This window comes from Roseibium sp., assembly GCF_965216085.1.
Lineage (GTDB): Bacteria > Pseudomonadota > Alphaproteobacteria > Rhizobiales > Stappiaceae > Roseibium.
In genome coordinates this window covers 2,717,957-2,734,740 of sequence record NZ_OZ244138.1, presented here as the reverse complement: position 1 = coordinate 2,734,740, position 16,784 = coordinate 2,717,957, and the positions used below count along the sequence as shown (strand labels likewise).

Annotated in this window: 18 protein-coding genes and 2 tRNA genes; all 20 read right to left on the bottom strand. The window is 53.6% G+C overall.

All coding sequences use genetic code 11. The annotated features are described in order from the left end of the window. Window positions 1-1,131 (bottom strand): hypothetical protein, encoded by a 1,131-nt coding sequence (locus tag ACOOFE_RS12920; RefSeq protein ID WP_420415294.1) that lies wholly within the window; start codon window positions 1,129-1,131, stop codon window positions 1-3. Window positions 1,132-1,141: 10 nt separating this feature from the next. Beyond that, window positions 1,142-2,101: a hypothetical protein gene (locus tag ACOOFE_RS12915; protein WP_420415293.1), complete on the bottom strand. Its 960-nt coding sequence runs from the start codon at window positions 2,099-2,101 to the stop codon at window positions 1,142-1,144. Window positions 2,102-2,103: 2 nt separating this feature from the next. Continuing rightward, entirely contained in the window at window positions 2,104-2,442 is a 339-nt protein-coding gene (locus ACOOFE_RS12910) for a hypothetical protein (protein ID WP_420415292.1), read from the bottom strand. Continuing rightward, window positions 2,439-4,595 carry a hypothetical protein gene (locus ACOOFE_RS12905; RefSeq protein WP_420415291.1) on the bottom strand — a complete coding sequence of 719 codons (2,157 nt, stop codon included), beginning with the start codon at window positions 4,593-4,595 and terminating at the stop codon, window positions 2,439-2,441. Before ACOOFE_RS12905 ends, ACOOFE_RS12910 begins: the two co-directional genes overlap by 4 nt. Continuing rightward, window positions 4,561-4,791, bottom strand: coding sequence for a hypothetical protein (locus ACOOFE_RS12900; RefSeq protein WP_420415290.1), 231 nt, complete (start codon window positions 4,789-4,791; stop codon window positions 4,561-4,563). The genes ACOOFE_RS12905 and ACOOFE_RS12900 overlap by 35 nt, the downstream gene beginning before the upstream one ends. 763 nt (window positions 4,792-5,554) lie before the next feature. After that, window positions 5,555-7,126 carry a hypothetical protein gene (locus ACOOFE_RS12895; protein ID WP_420415289.1) on the bottom strand — a complete coding sequence of 524 codons (1,572 nt, stop codon included), beginning with the start codon at window positions 7,124-7,126 and terminating at the stop codon, window positions 5,555-5,557. Window positions 7,127-7,214: 88 nt separating this feature from the next. Then, a complete protein-coding gene (locus ACOOFE_RS12890; protein ID WP_420415288.1) occupies window positions 7,215-7,865 on the bottom strand; it encodes a phage adaptor protein in 651 nt (216 codons plus the stop codon). 59 nt (window positions 7,866-7,924) lie between these two features. Then, window positions 7,925-9,112: a P22 phage major capsid protein family protein gene (locus tag ACOOFE_RS12885; protein WP_420415287.1), complete on the bottom strand. Its 1,188-nt coding sequence runs from the start codon at window positions 9,110-9,112 to the stop codon at window positions 7,925-7,927. Between the two features lie 84 nt (window positions 9,113-9,196). Beyond that, a complete protein-coding gene (locus tag ACOOFE_RS12880) occupies window positions 9,197-10,141 on the bottom strand; it encodes a hypothetical protein (protein WP_420415286.1) in 945 nt (314 codons plus the stop codon). An 83-nt stretch (window positions 10,142-10,224) separates the two neighbouring features. Then, window positions 10,225-10,407, bottom strand: a complete 183-nt coding sequence (locus tag ACOOFE_RS12875) for a hypothetical protein (RefSeq protein ID WP_420415285.1) — start codon at window positions 10,405-10,407, stop codon at window positions 10,225-10,227. Window positions 10,408-10,657: 250 nt separating this feature from the next. Next, entirely contained in the window at window positions 10,658-12,778 is a 2,121-nt protein-coding gene (locus ACOOFE_RS12870; protein WP_420415284.1) for a portal protein, read from the bottom strand. Window positions 12,779-12,815: 37 nt separating this feature from the next. Next, a complete protein-coding gene (locus tag ACOOFE_RS12865) occupies window positions 12,816-14,153 on the bottom strand; it encodes a DNA-packaging protein (RefSeq protein WP_420415283.1) in 1,338 nt (445 codons plus the stop codon). Further along, window positions 14,134-14,520 carry a helix-turn-helix domain-containing protein gene (locus ACOOFE_RS12860; protein ID WP_420415282.1) on the bottom strand — a complete coding sequence of 129 codons (387 nt, stop codon included), beginning with the start codon at window positions 14,518-14,520 and terminating at the stop codon, window positions 14,134-14,136. The genes ACOOFE_RS12865 and ACOOFE_RS12860 overlap by 20 nt, the downstream gene beginning before the upstream one ends. 48 nt (window positions 14,521-14,568) lie before the next feature. Next, on the bottom strand, window positions 14,569-14,871 hold the full coding sequence (locus ACOOFE_RS12855) for a hypothetical protein (RefSeq protein ID WP_420415281.1): 303 nt from the start codon (window positions 14,869-14,871) through the stop codon (window positions 14,569-14,571). Between the two features lie 9 nt (window positions 14,872-14,880). Then, a complete protein-coding gene (locus ACOOFE_RS12850; protein ID WP_420415280.1) occupies window positions 14,881-15,126 on the bottom strand; it encodes a hypothetical protein in 246 nt (81 codons plus the stop codon). A gap of 48 nt (window positions 15,127-15,174) precedes the next feature. Continuing rightward, window positions 15,175-15,250: transfer RNA gene (locus ACOOFE_RS12845), tRNA-Asp, on the bottom strand. A 142-nt stretch (window positions 15,251-15,392) separates the two neighbouring features. Further along, window positions 15,393-15,504, bottom strand: a tRNA-Ser gene (locus ACOOFE_RS12840). Window positions 15,505-15,728: 224 nt separating this feature from the next. After that, the gene (locus tag ACOOFE_RS12835) at window positions 15,729-16,088 is read right to left on the bottom strand and encodes a hypothetical protein (RefSeq protein WP_420415279.1); all 360 of its coding nucleotides are present in this window, start codon (window positions 16,086-16,088) and stop codon (window positions 15,729-15,731) included. A 235-nt stretch (window positions 16,089-16,323) separates the two neighbouring features. Continuing rightward, complete coding sequence (locus tag ACOOFE_RS12830; RefSeq protein WP_420415278.1) at window positions 16,324-16,563, bottom strand: hypothetical protein; 240 nt, start codon at window positions 16,561-16,563, stop codon at window positions 16,324-16,326. A 3-nt stretch (window positions 16,564-16,566) separates the two neighbouring features. Next, entirely contained in the window at window positions 16,567-16,764 is a 198-nt protein-coding gene (locus ACOOFE_RS12825; RefSeq protein WP_420415277.1) for a hypothetical protein, read from the bottom strand. Window positions 16,765-16,784 lie beyond the last annotated feature (20 nt).

Genomic DNA, 16,784 nt, shown 5'->3' with positions numbered 1-16,784 from the left:
TTAACTGCCGTAATGTTCGATTAGAGCGTCAACGTCATCGCCCGGAGGTGCGCCGCCCGGCTGCTGGTCCAATGGGTTTTCTAGGCCAGCCTTAGCCGCGAGAGCGGCTATATCCCGCTCTTTCTGCTTAATGAAAGCGTTGAGGATAGCTTTCTTCTCTGCTGGTGAGGCGTTCGCGTCACCCAATGTTGCCCGTAACTTATCGCCTTCCTTTTCTGTAAAGGCAGAGCCAAAAGTATCGCGTAACAGAGGCAAGATCTGATTATCCACGATGGCTGTATAGGTCGCGCGGTCGACTGCCGCGTCCGTTGGCTCCATACCTAGCTGTTTACGCAGTTCATCCCGCGCCCGGCCAGCAAGCGTGTAAGTGGCTGTGCTAGAGAGATCGAACAAGGTATCAACTGTGGAGTAGAGCCCCGGCATTTTGGACGAAATGGAGTTCAATTCGCTCGTGGATGTCGCTTGGCTTTCCGCGTCCAGAGTTCCTTGTTTGGTTTCAAATGCCTTTTTGTAGTTTTCCTTTGGAACCCGCTTTAAAATCTGACCGTCACGATTGTTCACAGTCAGCAATTCAGTGCCAGTGTCGATGGTTCTGGTTCCCGGAGAGACATTTACATCCCCGCTATCAAGCCACTTCACAGAGCCATTATCGCCCATGGCGCCGATAACTGTTTTATCACCAATAGTGCCGTAAATCGGTGATTTGGAATAAGTCGGCGCTGTCGGGTTTGCAGCTTTGTACTGAGCAGTCAGCAACGGCCCCGGCAGATCCGGATTTAGCCCCATACTACTTACTGCGGCCCTTTGGTTCTCGAGCATTTTCAGCTTGCGCTCATGCTCTTTCCTTTGCAGCTCCCGGTCTTGTTTCAACATCTGGTTCCGCTGCATAACAGCCATAGTGGCCGGAAGACCTTCAAACCCGGTTTTAGGCGTCAAAGACGGCCCGGAGTTTGCCAGTAGAGAAAGACCCATCATCGACACCGGGTCATCCATCATGCGACCGATAAAGCCGCCTTGCGGGCCTTGTGGCGCGGGCTGGCCAAAACCAGCCGCAGGTGCAGGCGCAAAGGCTCCAAAACCGTTCGGAGCAGCCCCCAGGCCCGGTTTAGCCATTGGGATCGGTGGTTTCATATTAATCCCCTTAGAACCAGTTGAAGGCACGGCCTGCCATGAGACCAGCCCCTAGAAGCGTTGATGTTGGATTGGAGTACATCGGCTGCGTGGTCGTGGATGTTGAACCGGTCGTGCCTGGAATGATGTTCGCGCCCCAATTCAAGAGGTTATGCGGCTCATCCAAGAGCTGCTGATCATAGCCGCGCAGGACATCGCCAACGCCTGCCACTGTCTGGCCAGCCTGGAGACGCCGGTTAAAGACATCCCCCAGAACATCATTGGCCGAGGACGCCGCACTAACATCAAAATTCGCTGCGCCCAATCGTGCTGCGTTTTCACCGGAGACACCTTGCATGGCGAGTTGAGCTGCGCCCAATTCACGGCCCCGGCCTGCTTCTTGAAGCTGAGCGTTTTGTGAGGCTAAGCTACTCGCCTTGTCATAAGCGGCAGACCTTAATCCCGCCTCTGTTTCGGTCGCGCCCTTGATGTAGTTATCGGCTAATTCAGCTTCCAAAGCGCCCCGCCCGGAGTCTCCGAAAGCCTGACGCGCTGCCATATTGGATTTAAGGTCAGTTCTTGCCTCATCAAACCGGTCCCGCATACCCGACATGGCACGGTCAACAACCATATCCGTGTAAGGGTTCATTTGGCTTGTGATATCTTCGGAGGTGATTTGCGTTGGGGTAGCCGCCCCCGCCGCCATTTCAGCGGCTTGACCATATCCGGCTGTATTCGGGTCATACCGGGTTCCGGCTATTGTATGCGAATAATCGGCGGTAGGGAGATCCATCAAACCAGCAGTTTGCGACAACATGCCAAAGGCGGCATTGTGATGATCTGTAAACGGAGAAACACGGGAACCCGGATTGTCCAGGCCATATTCAATCAGCTCGCCAGTGCGGCCAAACAGTGCCTCTTGCGCCTCCTGGATATGAGGCGGTAGCGTTGTTGTCTGGGTAACCGTGCGGTCCCTATCCTTTTTGCCCATCCCTAGAGATCCTTTGTCATGACTGTGTAAGCTGGTGTGTAACCAAGAACCCGTGCCCAGCCGCGCCGACCGCTCAAGATTGCTTTGGTGCAGCCTTCCCTGCGCCCCCAATGAAGAAGGCGCGGTTCATAGGCTTTGATTTCTTCGAGATTTCCGCCCGCGAATGGGAAGTCGATTGTTTTAATCCCGACGTTCGGATGCGTGACGATTTCAGCGCAAATTGTTGAGTTCGGAAGCTTTATGACGTGAGAGGTTTCGTGTTTTATCCAGGCTTCAAGAGCCGCTTCGTTCATGAGCCCGCCTGAATGCTTCAAAGCCGCCCGCAAATGATCGTCAATCACCGTTTTTGCCCCGTCTCTTGAACATCAAAAGCAAGCGTTCCTTCCCGGCATCGCGCATCAAATGCTGAAATGTCATACCGAACTGAGAAATGCCGCCCGGTCGCCCGCATGTCTTTTTTGAGCGTCGAAGTCAGGAAGGAATACGGCCCGTGCGTCGTTTGCGACCCTTGCGCCCATGGCCTTGAATAAAGGGTTGTTGTGACCGTCGCGGACTGGTTCTTGAAATCCGGGATCATGCGCCGGATATGCATCAAGTTTTCGCCGTCCCCGACATCGAAATCACCGGATACGATATAGGCCGAAAGAACATCGCCGTTCGCAGACGTTCCCTTTTCGTGGTAATAAATCTTGTTGTCTGTACCGAACCCAACCGGGAAATCTTCCGTTCCCGAACTGATGACCGTTGTCCGGTCTATGGTTCCAACTGACCAATGGCTTTCGACCCAGTTAAAGGCCTGATACCGGCTGACTTCCACACCGTCTCTTTGATCCGGATAAAGGGTCCAAAATTCAGTAAATCTTGGATTGATCCAGCACTGGATTTTTTCCTGCTGGTTGATCGTGATGTTATCGTAAAAGTCCTGGCGAACACCGCTTTCAATCGGCATGGGCTGAGAAATACCAACGTCTGACACGCTGGATTGCAGCGTATAGGGAACACCGTCACCCGTAACCCAGAAAACGCGCCCTGAGTGACTAGTGACAGCCAGAGGGCCTATTGCTCCGCAGCCCTCGCCAAGCAGAGGAAGCGTGTAGGCCGTTGAACCATTGGATGGGATGAGGGCATGCACCCCGGAATCTGTCCAGATGAGGTTTTGCTCTCTGGAAGACAGCCCCGTAATCGCCTGACCGCCAATCGACATAGGCAACGACCCGGCAATGGAAGAGCCACCCGGTATCCAGGAACGGTTATTCTCCCGATCAGACCAGCGCACCAAAAGCGGATCATATTCCCCATCGGAATTGACGGTCCCATAGGTGACAACCGTTCTGTCAGAAGACACCAGCAGCCCAACATTATGAGCCGGTGCTGTATCAATTCGGTAGGCGTCGTCTTCCAGCGAAAACGTGACATTATCGATGGTTCCAGCCATGGCTGAATCTGCCTGAAACACAAGGTCAAGCGGCTCTGCTGGAAGTGTGATTAGCCGGGAATAAGACCCTGATTGATCAAGCGGCAGACCGATATCAACAATTGCCGGTGTGGTGTAACCGGCGTTGACGCCAATCTGAATTTCCCCGGCTGTAAATGTTGCATCGAATGTCAGCCGATAGGTCTTGCCGCCTTCTGCTTCGGATTCAATGTCCTGCGATAGATTTGAAGCTGTTCCAGCCGTTTTTGTTGCAACACCTGATCCGACAGACCAGCCCGTGCCTTGAGTCCAGTCTGTGCCGGAATCAAAGGCACCGTCTTCAATAATGTCCGAATATGAAAGCGCAGGTTGCCACTCAAAAACCGCCCCACCCCTTGGACAGGCCATGAGGTTTTCACCCCAGTTGTCCAAGGTCCAGGTGCGCGGGAAGAAGTCACCAGCTGAGGCGCTTCCGTAGGTTCCGGAACCATAGGTAGAGGTGCCGTAACCGGAGCCTCCCTCGCCGTCCGTCAGGCCGGCTTCAAGCGTTGCGACAAAATCCACATATCCGCCGCCGCTAGAAACCGTGCTGGTCGCGCTTGAGGAATGGGTAATTGTGTATTTGTTGGGCGTTAGTACCTCAGTGACGGTATAAGCGCCGTCAATCGTAATTCCACCCACTGCCACCGCATGTGAAAAAGTAATATTGTCATCAACCAGTAAGCCGTGCTGATCGTGCTCAACCTCAACAACATCCGATCCATTCTCCGTTGTGAACGGGTTCTCAAGCGTGCCTTCCGCCTTGTTCGGCGTAATATCTAGAATCGCACCACCAATATAGGCATAGAGCTTGGTTGGCGTTCCCCAGGCAAAGACCTTGTTTGAATTGTTATCCTGCCAAGAATGGGCGCCGCGCGCATAGCCGGTAAAGGTATCGTTGGTGATAGCTTCCCAGCCCCCCTTGACCTGCCATTTTCCCCGCCAGAACCGGACCCAATCACCATCCACATACCCGCCTTCACGGGTCAGGGTGGTGTCGTCCTTATCAATCCCGCTCGCGAAGCTGATCTTTTTGAGCATTAAAAGGCGCTTTCCTGTGGTCCGCCGAGCGCTGGCGTTTCCGCTCGCGGCGCTCAGTCAGAAAATCTTCAAGGCGGGATTTGAATTTCTGAACTTTCGGCCCCGGCCCTGCTTTGTCGGCAAATTCAGCGCGCAGTTCATCGTCTGTCTTCAAGGCGTTGGCTCTTGAGGACAGGCCGCTAAGCCAATCATCCATGTTTATTTACCGGGGAGCGTAAGGGTTGTTATTGGTGAACGGGTCTGCGCCACCCACACCGCCCAATCCGCCTAAGCCACCATAAGAGGCTCTGTTTTGCTGACCGGGCCGACCGTAGGAAGCTTGTTCTAGTGGGGCAAAGGGGTTTGTTGGCCTAACCCCAGAAGTAGGGTTTGCATTGAACTCCCCGCCCTCCTGAAATGTTTGCAGCATGCCAGAGGGATAAACACCCCCAGCCCAACCGCCGCCCATTTGGTCGGCATAGGCGCTTTGGTTCTGTTCGCGGTATTGAGCCGTTTGTTGTTTCAGGCGTTCAAGGTCAGCTTGCTGTGGTAGGTGTGGGAGTATGCCCGGTGGCGGGGTTGGGTTCCCCCCCGATCCAGAAAAGGAATATGGCACAACATTGGGATTGCTGATGTCGCCCACAACTTGAAAAGGGTTGTCTGGGTGCGGGGGGCCAAATCCGGGGCCTGTAGGGTCCCCGACAGAAGAAAATGGTTGGTCTGGATGTGGGGGACCGAGACCGGCGCCTGTCGGATCGCCCACAACAGAAAAGGGGTGATCTGGATGTGGGGGACCTGAACCCACTATTGTATTGCCCCCCGTTTGAGGTGCCTCAGGACGAGCGGTAAGCGTCTGCAACCAATCCTGATATGCCCGGTTATACCGGCCCATTTCATTATCAAAGCTGGATTGCAGACCGCCCTCGCCCATAAGAGCGACATTCCGGCCATAAACCGGATCTTCCCATGAAAAAGCCATGTTATTTCACCCCGAATAGACGGAATAACCCGTCGTCAATATTGCCGCTGGTTGTGATAACGCGGATGGAATCGTGAGATTCAGCCGTGTTGTAAGCGCCAGTGAAAATTGCAGCTTCCCACGAGCCGCCCCGTTTCATGTCTGAAGTCCCTGAGATCGAAGTCAGCTCTCCGGAATGGCCCAGCCCTAAAATACGAACCTTTATGTTGACTTTATCAGAGGACCCGACCGCCGTTTGGTGGGTAATCGCGCCTGATGTGCTGGTGACCACATTAAAGGAGCTGGTGAACCGGGCGCATGAGCTTAAGTACCCGGTTGTTCTCCAGGTTGACCCACTATCCGGAGACACCTGAATAAGGAACGTCTGCGAGCTACCGCTATCGTGTGAGCCGGCAATAACCTCCAGGCGGAAACTCTCGTAGGTGGTGGTGTCCAGACCAGTGAATTCGACTGAGGCCACACCAGACGTTACGTCTGTTTCGGTCAGACGAATTTCAGCGCCGGTATCAATTCCGGTGAGATTACTCCCATCCACAGCGGGGAGATTGCCGCTGCCATCAAGTTGCACCAGATTGTTTGCAGATGTACCAACCGCGAGACCGTCTTTAAGAAGATTGCCGCCTGTGCCATCCCAACGCGGGATATTGTTGTCGGTCGAACTTACCGGCCCGCCCACATCACCCGTGGCACCTGTCGCCCCGGTATCTCCCTTATCCCCCGTCCTTGAGAAAAACAGGGAGACGGCAGTTGAATCTGCAAATGGGCTGGCCGCGCTGGAATCTACAACTGTTACCGTTAGCTTGGAATAACCGGATGCTGCCGTGTAGGCCGTGACATCAAAAACAATCCAGTTTGAATTGTCGGTCGTTTCCCAGATCTTCAGCGAGCCTTTGACAGTGCTTGTGCTGTCGTCAAACGTTGCCAGAAGCGCGGAGATATCCGTTGCGCCGCTGTCCTCGTCATCAATATAGATTTCTGTCGTGGACGATTGAGTCGCGTTGTTAAACCGGAGAATTCCAGACCCAGGGTCAGCGTCAGTTGTCGTTGTTGAGGCGACAAATGGCACGCCAGCCGATTGACTGGTAATCTGCCCGAAAGTCGCCGCATCGTTTGAAGCAGTCCCCGGCGCAAGGTTGATGATTTTGTTTGAGCCAAGATCCAGGGAAGCCGCAGCGGCCTTGATTTGATCCAGAGTCGGGTCATTGGAATAACAGTGAGTGCCATCACAATAGACGTGCGCCATTGTTCCGGCACGGATCGTTGCCGCTGTTGATCCTGCTGTATAAGTTACGTTTGCCGTGCAGTCGTTTTTGACAAACCAATAATTTTCCTTATTCGGCACAGTGACAGCAAAGCCACCAGCCCCAGAAAGAACATGTACCGGCTTCCGTGCTTGGTTGGTCGCGCCGTTGGTGTTCGTTAGAGTGACATTGCCTGAAACCGGGATTGCCTCCACGGCAGACAAAGCCTCATCGATCAAAACAATTACATTGTTGTTGTTGCGATCACCCCAAGTCGCGTTATTGGAGCCTGTCGCTTGAAGCTCCAAGCCAAGATTTGAGTATGTGACCATTAGGTGACGTTCCTCAGAATACGGATTCGCTCCGGCATCTTGTTAAGGTGCCAGTTCATTGTTTTTGTTGGGGTTTACTGGATGTCTGCTACTCAGTCCGGATGTCGTATCCAGAACCAACGCCGATAGACGTTAGAGCCGGGTCAACCTTCATCCTGCCGCGCTTGCGGTCGGCGACGATGCGGCGAATTTCTCCGACTGATTTTTTAACCTTGGCATCATAGCCCGCAGCCGTTTGGTAATCCTTCGCGTACCGGTAGCCTTCTGCCAGGGACGCATTCAGATAAACGTTGGGGAATTTCTCCAGGAGCCAGTTTGTCGTAACCGTGTCGGACAGCTCGAACATTTCGATATGAACGAACCGGATCGGATAAGCCTGATCAAGAACCGTGTTGAAAATGATCTGCTTGCCGCCAGCGTCAAAGGTCCATTCAGTAGGCTCTGCGCTGTCACTGAGATAGGTCATTCCAGAAGCAGAGTTATAGTTCAGCTTCTTCTCTCGACCGCCAACCGTGATCCAGAGAGCGATCGGTGTTAGAACGGCATAAGAAGACGTAGAGACGTAACGAGAGCCGATGGTTCCTGTCAGACTTGCGGTAGCATCATCTGACTTGAGCTTCTGGTTTAGTTCCCCTTCGGCCCGCCTGATGAATTCCTTGATTTTCGCAACCGCCCAATCAGACCGGTCTGCTTCTTCCGGAATTGCCGTTTGAAGTTCAGCGTAGGTGTCTAGAGCCATTCAACACGCCCCAAAAGAAAACGCCGGAGACAGAGCCCCGGCGCTTGTTGATGTTTGGGTTAGTTGTTCGCCCAACGGCAAGCCAGCTCGCGACGGATGGTCTTGTAGCCGTACAAAACATCGACACGACAAGGAAGATTGTCATTGTTGATGTCGTAGTCACGAACGATCCGCATTGAAATGCCGTCCAGGACTTGGCGAGACGAGAAGTCAACACCCTTCGGCATCACAAGGTCAGCCGTTGCAAAGGCGAAGGCGTCACGGTGGAAGCCCATAGAGACGTTATGGCTTGCAGATGCTCCGCCAACCTTGGTCACAGCCTGATTGTTGGCCGCGCCGTTGGTGACGTTCTGAGTTGCCCCAGATGCCACAATGGCTGGTGCAATACTGATGGACGTTGTGCTGGCGCCCGCGTCCGCAGTCACGACGAACTGCATCAACTGACCAGTATCCAACTTCGTTTCCGGATGAACACGATTAACGCCAGCGATGGTGATGATATCGCCCTGTTTGAGTGTGCCAGTGCCGGTATCGACCGTCAGTGTAGAACCCGTCTGCGGGGTTGCGTCGTTGGTGAGGTAATCACCCGTACCATCGTCCGAGCCAGTGGTATGGACTGGAAGCAATGTGTTCTCCATGAAGGAGAAGCCGGACGTGCGGCCAATGAAGCCCTCACGATATTGCTTCGCCACTTCCTTGCTGTCGTGGAACAAACCCTTCAGAGCGTCCACCATATCGACGTTGGCTGTCGTGTCGATCAGCATGGAAAGGTCATCCTGCGGGCACAGGTTATCGACCAGCTTCTTTCGCACATTGGCAACACCGGCAAACGTAGCGGCGGAACCAAGATTGCTGACTTGGTTGTTCACGTCCTTGTACATCGACAGCGCATCGGCTTCGATGTCAGCCGCAAGAACCGACATAGCCGGTTTCAAAACACGGTCGCTGAAATCGTCCAGGTCCATTGTGAGTTCAGCAGTCGAGAAGTTCAGATCCACACCTTTCTGGGTGGCAACCTGAAGCGTAACGCTGGATTCCGTGGTGTCCTGCGTTGCCAGCGTCTTGCCTGAACGAACGGTGTACTGGTTCGGCAAGCGGATTTGCAGGCTGTCACCGATCTTGGCGCCAGACTTCGCAAACCGGTCATCATAGGTGCGGTTGACGTTGCCAACGAAGTTAAGTTTTTGGTGCAGGATTCGAAGGGCCTCACGGGTTACCGCCGTGGGCGTGAGAAGGCTATTCGCCATGATAAAGCTCCATCAGGCCGCACCGCTCTCAGGCGGTCGGCACGGGGACCGGGCGTCATCTCGACGCTCGAAGGTCTGTTGAGATTAGTAGCGGCTCCGGGCCGCAACTTGTTTGTTCCGCATTGCCGCCCACTCTTCCGCCGACATGTCGTCGCTCAGCCCTTTCTTGGCGCTTCCCCGCCCTTTCGCGGACGGTTTGGCCAAGGGCTTTGCTTCTGGCTTCGGCTTGGGTTTCTTTGCGGCTTTCTGCTGCTTTTGCAGCCGTTCTTTCAGCTGTCGCCCTTCCAGCCCCTCTTTGAGGGCCTTTACGATCCTGACATCTCGGACGCCGCCGAGTTCGTCTGCCGAAAACCCGTGGGAGTTGGCATAAGTTGTCAGTTGAGCGTTGAGGTCTGGGCTCCAACCATCAATTTCTCTGTGTAGAGCTGCCTGGAATTCCTCAGCGTGCTTGGCGCTTTCGCGCTGCTCGTTCTGAGTTCTCTGTTGCTCTTTGTGCTGAATGCTCGCGGCGACTTGGCGCCCGGCATTTTCAAGTTGCTGAATTCGTAGCATCACTTCTTGCGGCGCGAACGGGTCTTCAGCTTTGAGCTTTTGCCAATCCGTTTTCTGAAGATTGATAAGCTCGTTTTGGATGTTTTGTAGTTGGGTGTATTCACCGAACAGGTTGCGCTGTGCCTGGACTTGCTGGTTAAACGCTTGTTCGCGTGCCTCCAGGTCCCTTTTTAACTCAGCATTCGCCTGTGATTTTTGCGTGTAATCGGCATCCATGCTCTCCAGTCGAGACAGAGAAGATTTAAGCGCCGAAGGAACCTTGTAGGTCTGCCCTTCAAACTCAAAATCGTCTAGCTCTGGGTCGCTGCCGCCGTCCGCGTCGTCTTCGTCTTCCTCGTTTTCCTCTCCCTCACCTTCACCTTCTTCTTGAAGTTCCAGCTCTTCGGGATCGGCTTCGGACGATAGTTCCTCATCCTCGCTTGCTGGAACGTCTTCCGGCTCCAGTGCTTCAGGCTCAAAAACTTCATCGTCGCTCATGTCTTCACTCCGTTATCGGTTGGTGAAATAGAAAAAGGCGCCCAAAATGGACGCCCAACACACTCAGCTCCTTGCTGAATTCCTTATTTTGAAGCGGTTTGCCGCTTGCTCGAATAAAGCTTGCACCAGCCGTTTTCCGACACCGGCCCCTTCAGGGACTTACAGGCATCCGGATAGACAAAACTGGTGCAGATGCTGCATTTCATCCGCTTTTTCGGCGTGGCTTGATGCGCCGCTTCGGCTTTGGTCTTGCGTGGGTCGATCATTACCTTGCCTTCAGAAATTGCGGCCCGAGGCGATTGCGATGCGGCGTTGCCCAAATGAAAGACACCCAGCGCCGCTTGCTAAAATGAAGTTTGACCGCATGATCGAAAGGTTGCTGCAAATTGCATTTCTGCCGCTCAATCAATGGAAAGCGTTTCCGTCCCCACGCCAAGGAAATCGCATATGCATACCCCTCACCGCTCTGGTTGATTTCTGTTCCAGCGAAAAACGCGAAGTATTTTCGTCTGATAATCACCGCATAACTCCCAGATTGACTGGATTGATCGGAGCCATCGTCTCTTGAGGCTGATAAGCGGAGTTGACCACCTCAACCCGTTTCGTCTCCGCGTTAAAACGGTCGTTCTCAGCTTTAAGAAGGGCAACGATGTTTTTCATCTGGCCCTCAACCTGATCCTGGCGCAGCTTCATAGCCTCAAGAGACTTGTCGGCCTTCATCGCCTTATTCTCTTCCTCGAGCTGCTTGATGCGCTGCATGCCCCATTCGATTTGCTGCTTGACTTGCGGCGGGATCTGCTGGCCTTGGAGCTGCGGCGGAAGCATCTTCTGCAAGCGTTTGGCAATCTCATCCGCACCCGGCCAATCCATGTTTTTGGCGACCAAATCCCCGATAATCGGAGCAATGCCAGGATAGGCCCGGATCATATCCGTCATCTGCGCGGCGGCTTCTTCACGGCGTGAGGTAAAGGACGGCCCTGCGTTGACGATCAGGTCGTATTTACCCGCCGTTAGGTCAAAAACGCGAGTTTCAACCTCCATCGCCGGTTGCCCGGTTGCCGGATCAATCATCGGCTGGCCATTCGGCCCAAAAACCGGTTTCATTTTCGGGTTCCCAGCGTCATCCATGACTGGGATTGGGCCATTGATCTTCTGAGACATGTGTGACCCGTCCTCGCCAAGAACGCGAACAACACGCTCGCCGCTGTAAATGTGAGGGATGAGGTCAATAACAATGCGGCCTGTGTGGCGAATGGCCCGTGTCAGGTTGTCGATGAAGTGGAAGTTCGAAACGTCCCCTTCCCGCTGCCGGGCCATGATTGCGCGGCCTGACACCTCGTTCGAACGGGCCCCCAAAGCCGCGTCGTACATACCGAGAATGGACTTCATATCATCCGAAGCGTTCAAGGCTTCTTGAAGCGCCCCTGTGGCGGCTCCTACATCCATTTGTTGCCGCATCGGTGGCGGCATGACTTGGCCATTCTCGGTTACAACATCGTACTCTACGTATGAATGACTGACCTGATTAGCTGTGTCCCATTTCGCTTCATCAGAAATGAACGCCCCTTTAGGCCCAATGAACGGAACACGGGGAGAAAGAGCTGTCAGTTCTGCTGCCGTCGTCCGAAAGAAATTGAACGTTCTCTGAGCGTCTTTCGCGTCATGGATGAGGGAGCGAAGGTGGCGCTTGCCCTCAATATCGAAATCTTCGCCGTAAACCGGCACAATCGGAATGTATTTTCCCGGCCAATCGTCAACAGAAAGGATCTCCGCGCCGGTCATCTTGTAGCGCGTAACTTTATGGCTTTTAACAACCCGGCTTTTAACGACTTTTACGTCGCCTGCCAGCATCCATTCAATATTCTTTGGCAGCTCCAAGTCTTCAGCAGGAAGAACTGTGCCATTGCTTAGGAGAACAATCTGCTTTTGGATTTCCTCGCGCTTCCAGAAGTCCGCAACTGTAACCGTCTCTTCGTCGTGCCAGGATGGCGATACGTCCTGAAAATCAAAATCCCAATCAGTGCATTCAGCGTCCGGATATTGTTCTTTGAACTCTTCCTTCGACACTTGATCGATGACAAAGGCTCGCATCCACTTTTTGGAATCCGCGCCGGGATTGAACGGGTCTCCAAAGACAGAAAGCGGGTTTCGGATTTCCTTAATCAGGATATCTAGGTCAAAAGTGTCATCGAATGCATAGTCGATATCGACGTACCAATAACCGACACCAGCATCGACTGCGCATTCTACGCCAGTGTCATACGCAACATCAGCATCAGACGTGTATTCAATATTTCGGATCAGCCCATTGATAACATCGGCTGTCTCTACGTCTGCGCTATCATCGACCGGATGAACCTTCATCGACGGCTTGTTCTGCCGCGCATCATTGACGACTTGATCGCGGAAAGCAGAGAGCTTGTTGATTGTCAGAACCGGGCGCTTATCCAGTTTGCGCTGCTTGACTATATCCGCTGGCCACTGCTCGCCAAGACGAGAGAACCGCATATCCTCAAGCGCGCACTCGCGGTTTTCCTTCTCTGCCTCTTCTGCAAGATCGAAAGCTTTAAGAGCTTCTTTTAGGATCGCATCTTCAGAGGTTTTATCCTCTTCGGATGTCCTTGCGTCTTCTGTCATCTATTATCCTTTAAGGACGCTTCACAGCGTTCTTGAATCAGCCCATCCAACCAATGGCCTGCCGGTGAACCTTTTTCTTCTTGGGTTCCGGCTTAATCAATTTCGGGAACAGCTCAGTTAGGTTCCAAACCAGCGAGTCCGCGCGGTCTGGCGAGCCTTCCCCCTCAAACCCGGCATTGGTGAACTGCGTTAGTTGGTTCTCAAGCTCTGGAAATGAACCGACGTGATGAACCCGGCCCTGCTCATAAAGCGAAGCAATCGGCTCAGCTCTTACGTGCTTGCCTCTTGAGGCCCAGACTTCACGAATTGGCAAATCACTACGAACAGAACGGAGCGTATGCGCCACCATGTCGCCGCCTTGGTTTTTCTCAACCACGATGCAGTCAGCTTGGTACTTGTTGAAGAGCGCCACGGTTCGCCGCGCCCAATCCGTCGGGCTTCCCTTTAAAGAGCCGTCCTCAAGAACGTAGGCCTCCCGCTCTGAAAGCCCCGCAACAATAATCCCGTGTTCGTCGCTGCCTTCTTCATTGGTAACTGCCACATCGACCGAAACCACAATTCGAGAAAGGTTCTCTGGAGCTTTCTGAACGCGATAAAGGTCTATCTGGCCCAATGACCATAGAGCGCCGGGGAGATCGCCTAGAACCTCTCCGTTTAGCTCCTGACGGCCTAAGCGTGTCCCTTCGTACCGCTCCTTGATCTTACGAAGGAACGGAGCTGCCAAATTGGCGCTGTTGTCCATCGTTCGGCCACGAGTGACACAAACTTTTCCTTCAGAACCGGCAATGATGTTTTTTATCAGCGGAATTGGCCGTGGCGTCGTTGTGTGCAGCTGCTTTGGATGCTGGCCAAGTCGCAGACCAAACTGGAGCTGATCGAACGTCTCACGGGCATAACGCCACTTTGCCGTTTCATCACACCACGCGGTGTCAAACTGAGGGCCGCGCAACTGATCCGGCTGTGTCGCATTGTAGCCAAGAGCAACAGCGCCCGTGTGAAACGTGAGCTGCACCGGTTTCTTTTTGTAAACCGGCCTTTCATTCGGCGGAAAGACTGAAAGCAACCCGCTGTCGCCTTCAATCATAACCTCTTCCAAGTCCTTTTGGGTTTCAGCTACCAGCGCAATTCTTTGAGCGCCTGAATAGACCTGCTCGCGGACCCATTCCGCTCCAAGTCTCGTTTTGCCAAACCCACGGCCTGCCATTGCAAGCCAGATATCCCAATCGCCATCTGGGGCAATCTGTTCCGGCCTAGCCCTGAAATCTCGCCAGTCGTACCAAAGGGCTTTTGCTTCCGCCTCTGATAGCGATTCAAGGAAGGCTTCACGATCCTTGACGGGAAGCTCCAGGAACCTCTCAGCCGGGCTCTTTGCCATTCAGCAAATCCGCCAAGCGGTTTTTGTAACCAATTTCAATCGGGCCGCCTTCTGGGCCGGACAGCTCTTTACGCTCGGTGTAATCTTCACGGAAGCGAGCCTGCATAGTCGTCTTCCAGAGGTTCGCGTTGAACTCACGATTACTCAGACCATCAAAGGCCTTCGCCTCAAGAACAGCCTGCATATGAGTCTTTGCCCGCATGAACGCTTCTAAAAATTCCGGGTGTTCCGATGCCCAATTGTCGATCGTCTGCCGAGATATGTCGAAGTGAGCGCACATCTGAGCAACGCTTTTGCCTTCTTTGCCAAGCTCAACAACAGTCTCGCAATACTCAGGGTCATAGGTTGACGGTCTACCGGCTGGCATGAACCATTCCTTTCATCACTCCGCGAACGGTTGGTGATCTCGTTTCAGTTATTCAGCTGGGCGCCCGCGCTCATTCAGGTTCGGCTTCCAGGTCTCTTCAACGTCGCTGTTCACAATATCCCGCTGAAGGATCTCTGAGACGGTCGGAGCAAAGGACCACATCGGCATTATCGAGCCTGTGTCCCAAGTCGCATAAGCCTTTCCGGCGGCGTCGATTGCCACAAAAGCAAATGCGCGAATATCGTTTTCGAAGATGCCCTTTACACTGGAGAGCGCGTGGCCCCACATCTCCCTCATATGCCGCTTTTCAAGAGTGTTCTTGTGGGCGGAGAGCGAAACATTCTTCGGCATACCAACCCCTCAATGGAAAACGGACACGCCGTCTACGTCCTCAATCGCATCACCGTCTGGCAATCCGATAATCTCTCCGGACCATGGCTGATCTGCCCAGCCATTGGCGTAGTCATCTGCACCCAGCGTTATGACATGCTCGCCTGATCGCCACAGTTCCCGCTCTCCGTCTGGGAGTTTCTTAAACTCATCGACAAGCCAGATCGTTTCTTCACCGTCTTTGCTTGTTGCAACGATTAAGAGACTGGGAGACATGGAACCTCCAATAGAAAACCCGCCAGCGGTTAAACTGACGGGTTGGATTGGCGACCCTTGCGAGATTCGAACTCGCGACTTCCTGCTAGACAGGCAGGCACTCTTACCACTGAGTTAAAGGGCCTATATGCTTTCAGGCGGGCCGGACGCTATCCCGGCTGACGGAAGATGTCAGTTCACCGCTTTACACTCCCCCGGCCAACAGGAAAGTATCGTCATCTGGCTGGCTTGCCTCGCGCTTCTGCTTTCAGCGCCGCCGCCTGTTCTGGTCGGAAGAGTTGGATTCGAACCAACGCCGCAGGGCTTTCATGCCCCCGCTCTACCGCGACTAATCTGCTACTAACCGGTCTTCACAGACGCCTCTGAGCTATGCTTCCGATAGGTTTCGAGATGGTCCGTTCACCCGTCTGGGCTAGTGGCTCTCACTTACTGCGCCTATCCGGTTCGCGACCCTTCTAGACGGTCAATGCAAGTGGTTCGCATCTCAAACTCAGAATCAAAAGAGCGCCCCGCAAAACCGAAACGCTCAAAACCTCAAGATCGGCACAACTCTCCGATCATCATTTGCTATGCATACCCCATTCATGAGTTTTTGTCAACTATCAAGCGGCAGACTTCCGCTTTTTCCCTGAATAAATCTCAGCCAAGGCATTAAGCGCGTCTTTTAGAGATGAGATCAGCTCAAACTGAAGGCGTTGCCTCACCAAAATAACATCTAGCGCCCCGACCATTGCCGCGTTGCCCTTACGCTGGCAGGCATCCAGGATAGCGCATTCAAGCGCATTCCATCGGCCTATGGCTGTTTTACAAAACTCAACATACGCTTCCGGATCACCCGTTGGGACATGATCCTCTGGACGGTCGTAAACCGCGCCGGGGCTGCTCTTTGCCACCATGTATTTGTTGCGGCAGGTCAGATACCACTCTGCAACGTTGTACTGGTCCTGGTCGATCTTTCTCATGAGGAAGAGAAGGCCTTGAACTGTCCCTGCCCTGTGATCCTTCGCCAAGTGCTCAGGGACACCCATTGCGACACGTTGGGCTATGACCGTTTCACGCGCTGCCTTTTCCACCTGCTCAACATTGAATTGCTTTGCGTCTCTTGACCGTGAGAGCTGCCCCGATTTGGTTCGAGGCCCTTTCTTTCGGTTATGAGCTGCCTTTCCCCGTCTTGCCATGTGCCGCCTCTTTGTGTGCCTAAGTCTGATTTGCAGCCTGTATTTCTTTATCCAGCTCTGAAAGAACCTTAGTCACGCGCCGAAACATCTCATCGGACGTAACGCCGTAAATTGAAACGCGCATGGGATCGCCATCGATATTGGACATGAAGACCGCAGGGCCGCCCTTAGCCGCTTCCGCCTTCCGGTCCCCCTCGTTCTTTGTCTTCATCACCTCGTTTTCTTCGAACAAGGCTTGAATTGTTTCGTTCCAACTCATCCCCTACCCCGCCTCCGGAAAAATCTCTGAAAGCATCCGGTCAACTTGTGCCTTGCGCTTTGCCTTGAATTGATCACAGCCCAGATGATCGCCGGGGCATTCCCCGTTCAATCCCTCGCCAGAAGCATCAAAGCCCCTTGTGTAGGCCTCATCCAGTAGGTGCCTTAGACCTTCTCTTAGGCCGACATAGTTCATCAGCATGGAGGCTCCTAATCGCGGTA

Coding starts and splice junctions, on each gene's coding strand:
- ACOOFE_RS12920 (WP_420415294.1), bottom strand. CDS start 1,131: ATGAAACCACCGATCCCAATGGCTAAACCGGGCCTGGGGGCTGCTCCG.
- ACOOFE_RS12915 (WP_420415293.1), bottom strand. CDS start 2,101: ATGGGCAAAAAGGATAGGGACCGCACGGTTACCCAGACAACAACGCTA.
- ACOOFE_RS12905 (WP_420415291.1), bottom strand. CDS start 4,595: ATGCTCAAAAAGATCAGCTTCGCGAGCGGGATTGATAAGGACGACACC.
- ACOOFE_RS12900 (WP_420415290.1), bottom strand. CDS start 4,791: ATGGATGATTGGCTTAGCGGCCTGTCCTCAAGAGCCAACGCCTTGAAG.
- ACOOFE_RS12895 (WP_420415289.1), bottom strand. CDS start 7,126: ATGGTCACATACTCAAATCTTGGCTTGGAGCTTCAAGCGACAGGCTCC.
- ACOOFE_RS12890 (WP_420415288.1), bottom strand. CDS start 7,865: ATGGCTCTAGACACCTACGCTGAACTTCAAACGGCAATTCCGGAAGAA.
- ACOOFE_RS12885 (WP_420415287.1), bottom strand. CDS start 9,112: ATGGCGAATAGCCTTCTCACGCCCACGGCGGTAACCCGTGAGGCCCTT.
- ACOOFE_RS12880 (WP_420415286.1), bottom strand. CDS start 10,141: ATGAGCGACGATGAAGTTTTTGAGCCTGAAGCACTGGAGCCGGAAGAC.
- ACOOFE_RS12875 (WP_420415285.1), bottom strand. CDS start 10,407: ATGATCGACCCACGCAAGACCAAAGCCGAAGCGGCGCATCAAGCCACG.
- ACOOFE_RS12870 (WP_420415284.1), bottom strand. CDS start 12,778: ATGACAGAAGACGCAAGGACATCCGAAGAGGATAAAACCTCTGAAGAT.
- ACOOFE_RS12865 (WP_420415283.1), bottom strand. CDS start 14,153: ATGGCAAAGAGCCCGGCTGAGAGGTTCCTGGAGCTTCCCGTCAAGGAT.
- ACOOFE_RS12860 (WP_420415282.1), bottom strand. CDS start 14,520: ATGCCAGCCGGTAGACCGTCAACCTATGACCCTGAGTATTGCGAGACT.
- ACOOFE_RS12855 (WP_420415281.1), bottom strand. CDS start 14,871: ATGCCGAAGAATGTTTCGCTCTCCGCCCACAAGAACACTCTTGAAAAG.
- ACOOFE_RS12850 (WP_420415280.1), bottom strand. CDS start 15,126: ATGTCTCCCAGTCTCTTAATCGTTGCAACAAGCAAAGACGGTGAAGAA.
- ACOOFE_RS12835 (WP_420415279.1), bottom strand. CDS start 16,088: ATGAGAAAGATCGACCAGGACCAGTACAACGTTGCAGAGTGGTATCTG.
- ACOOFE_RS12830 (WP_420415278.1), bottom strand. CDS start 16,563: ATGAGTTGGAACGAAACAATTCAAGCCTTGTTCGAAGAAAACGAGGTG.
- ACOOFE_RS12825 (WP_420415277.1), bottom strand. CDS start 16,764: ATGCTGATGAACTATGTCGGCCTAAGAGAAGGTCTAAGGCACCTACTG.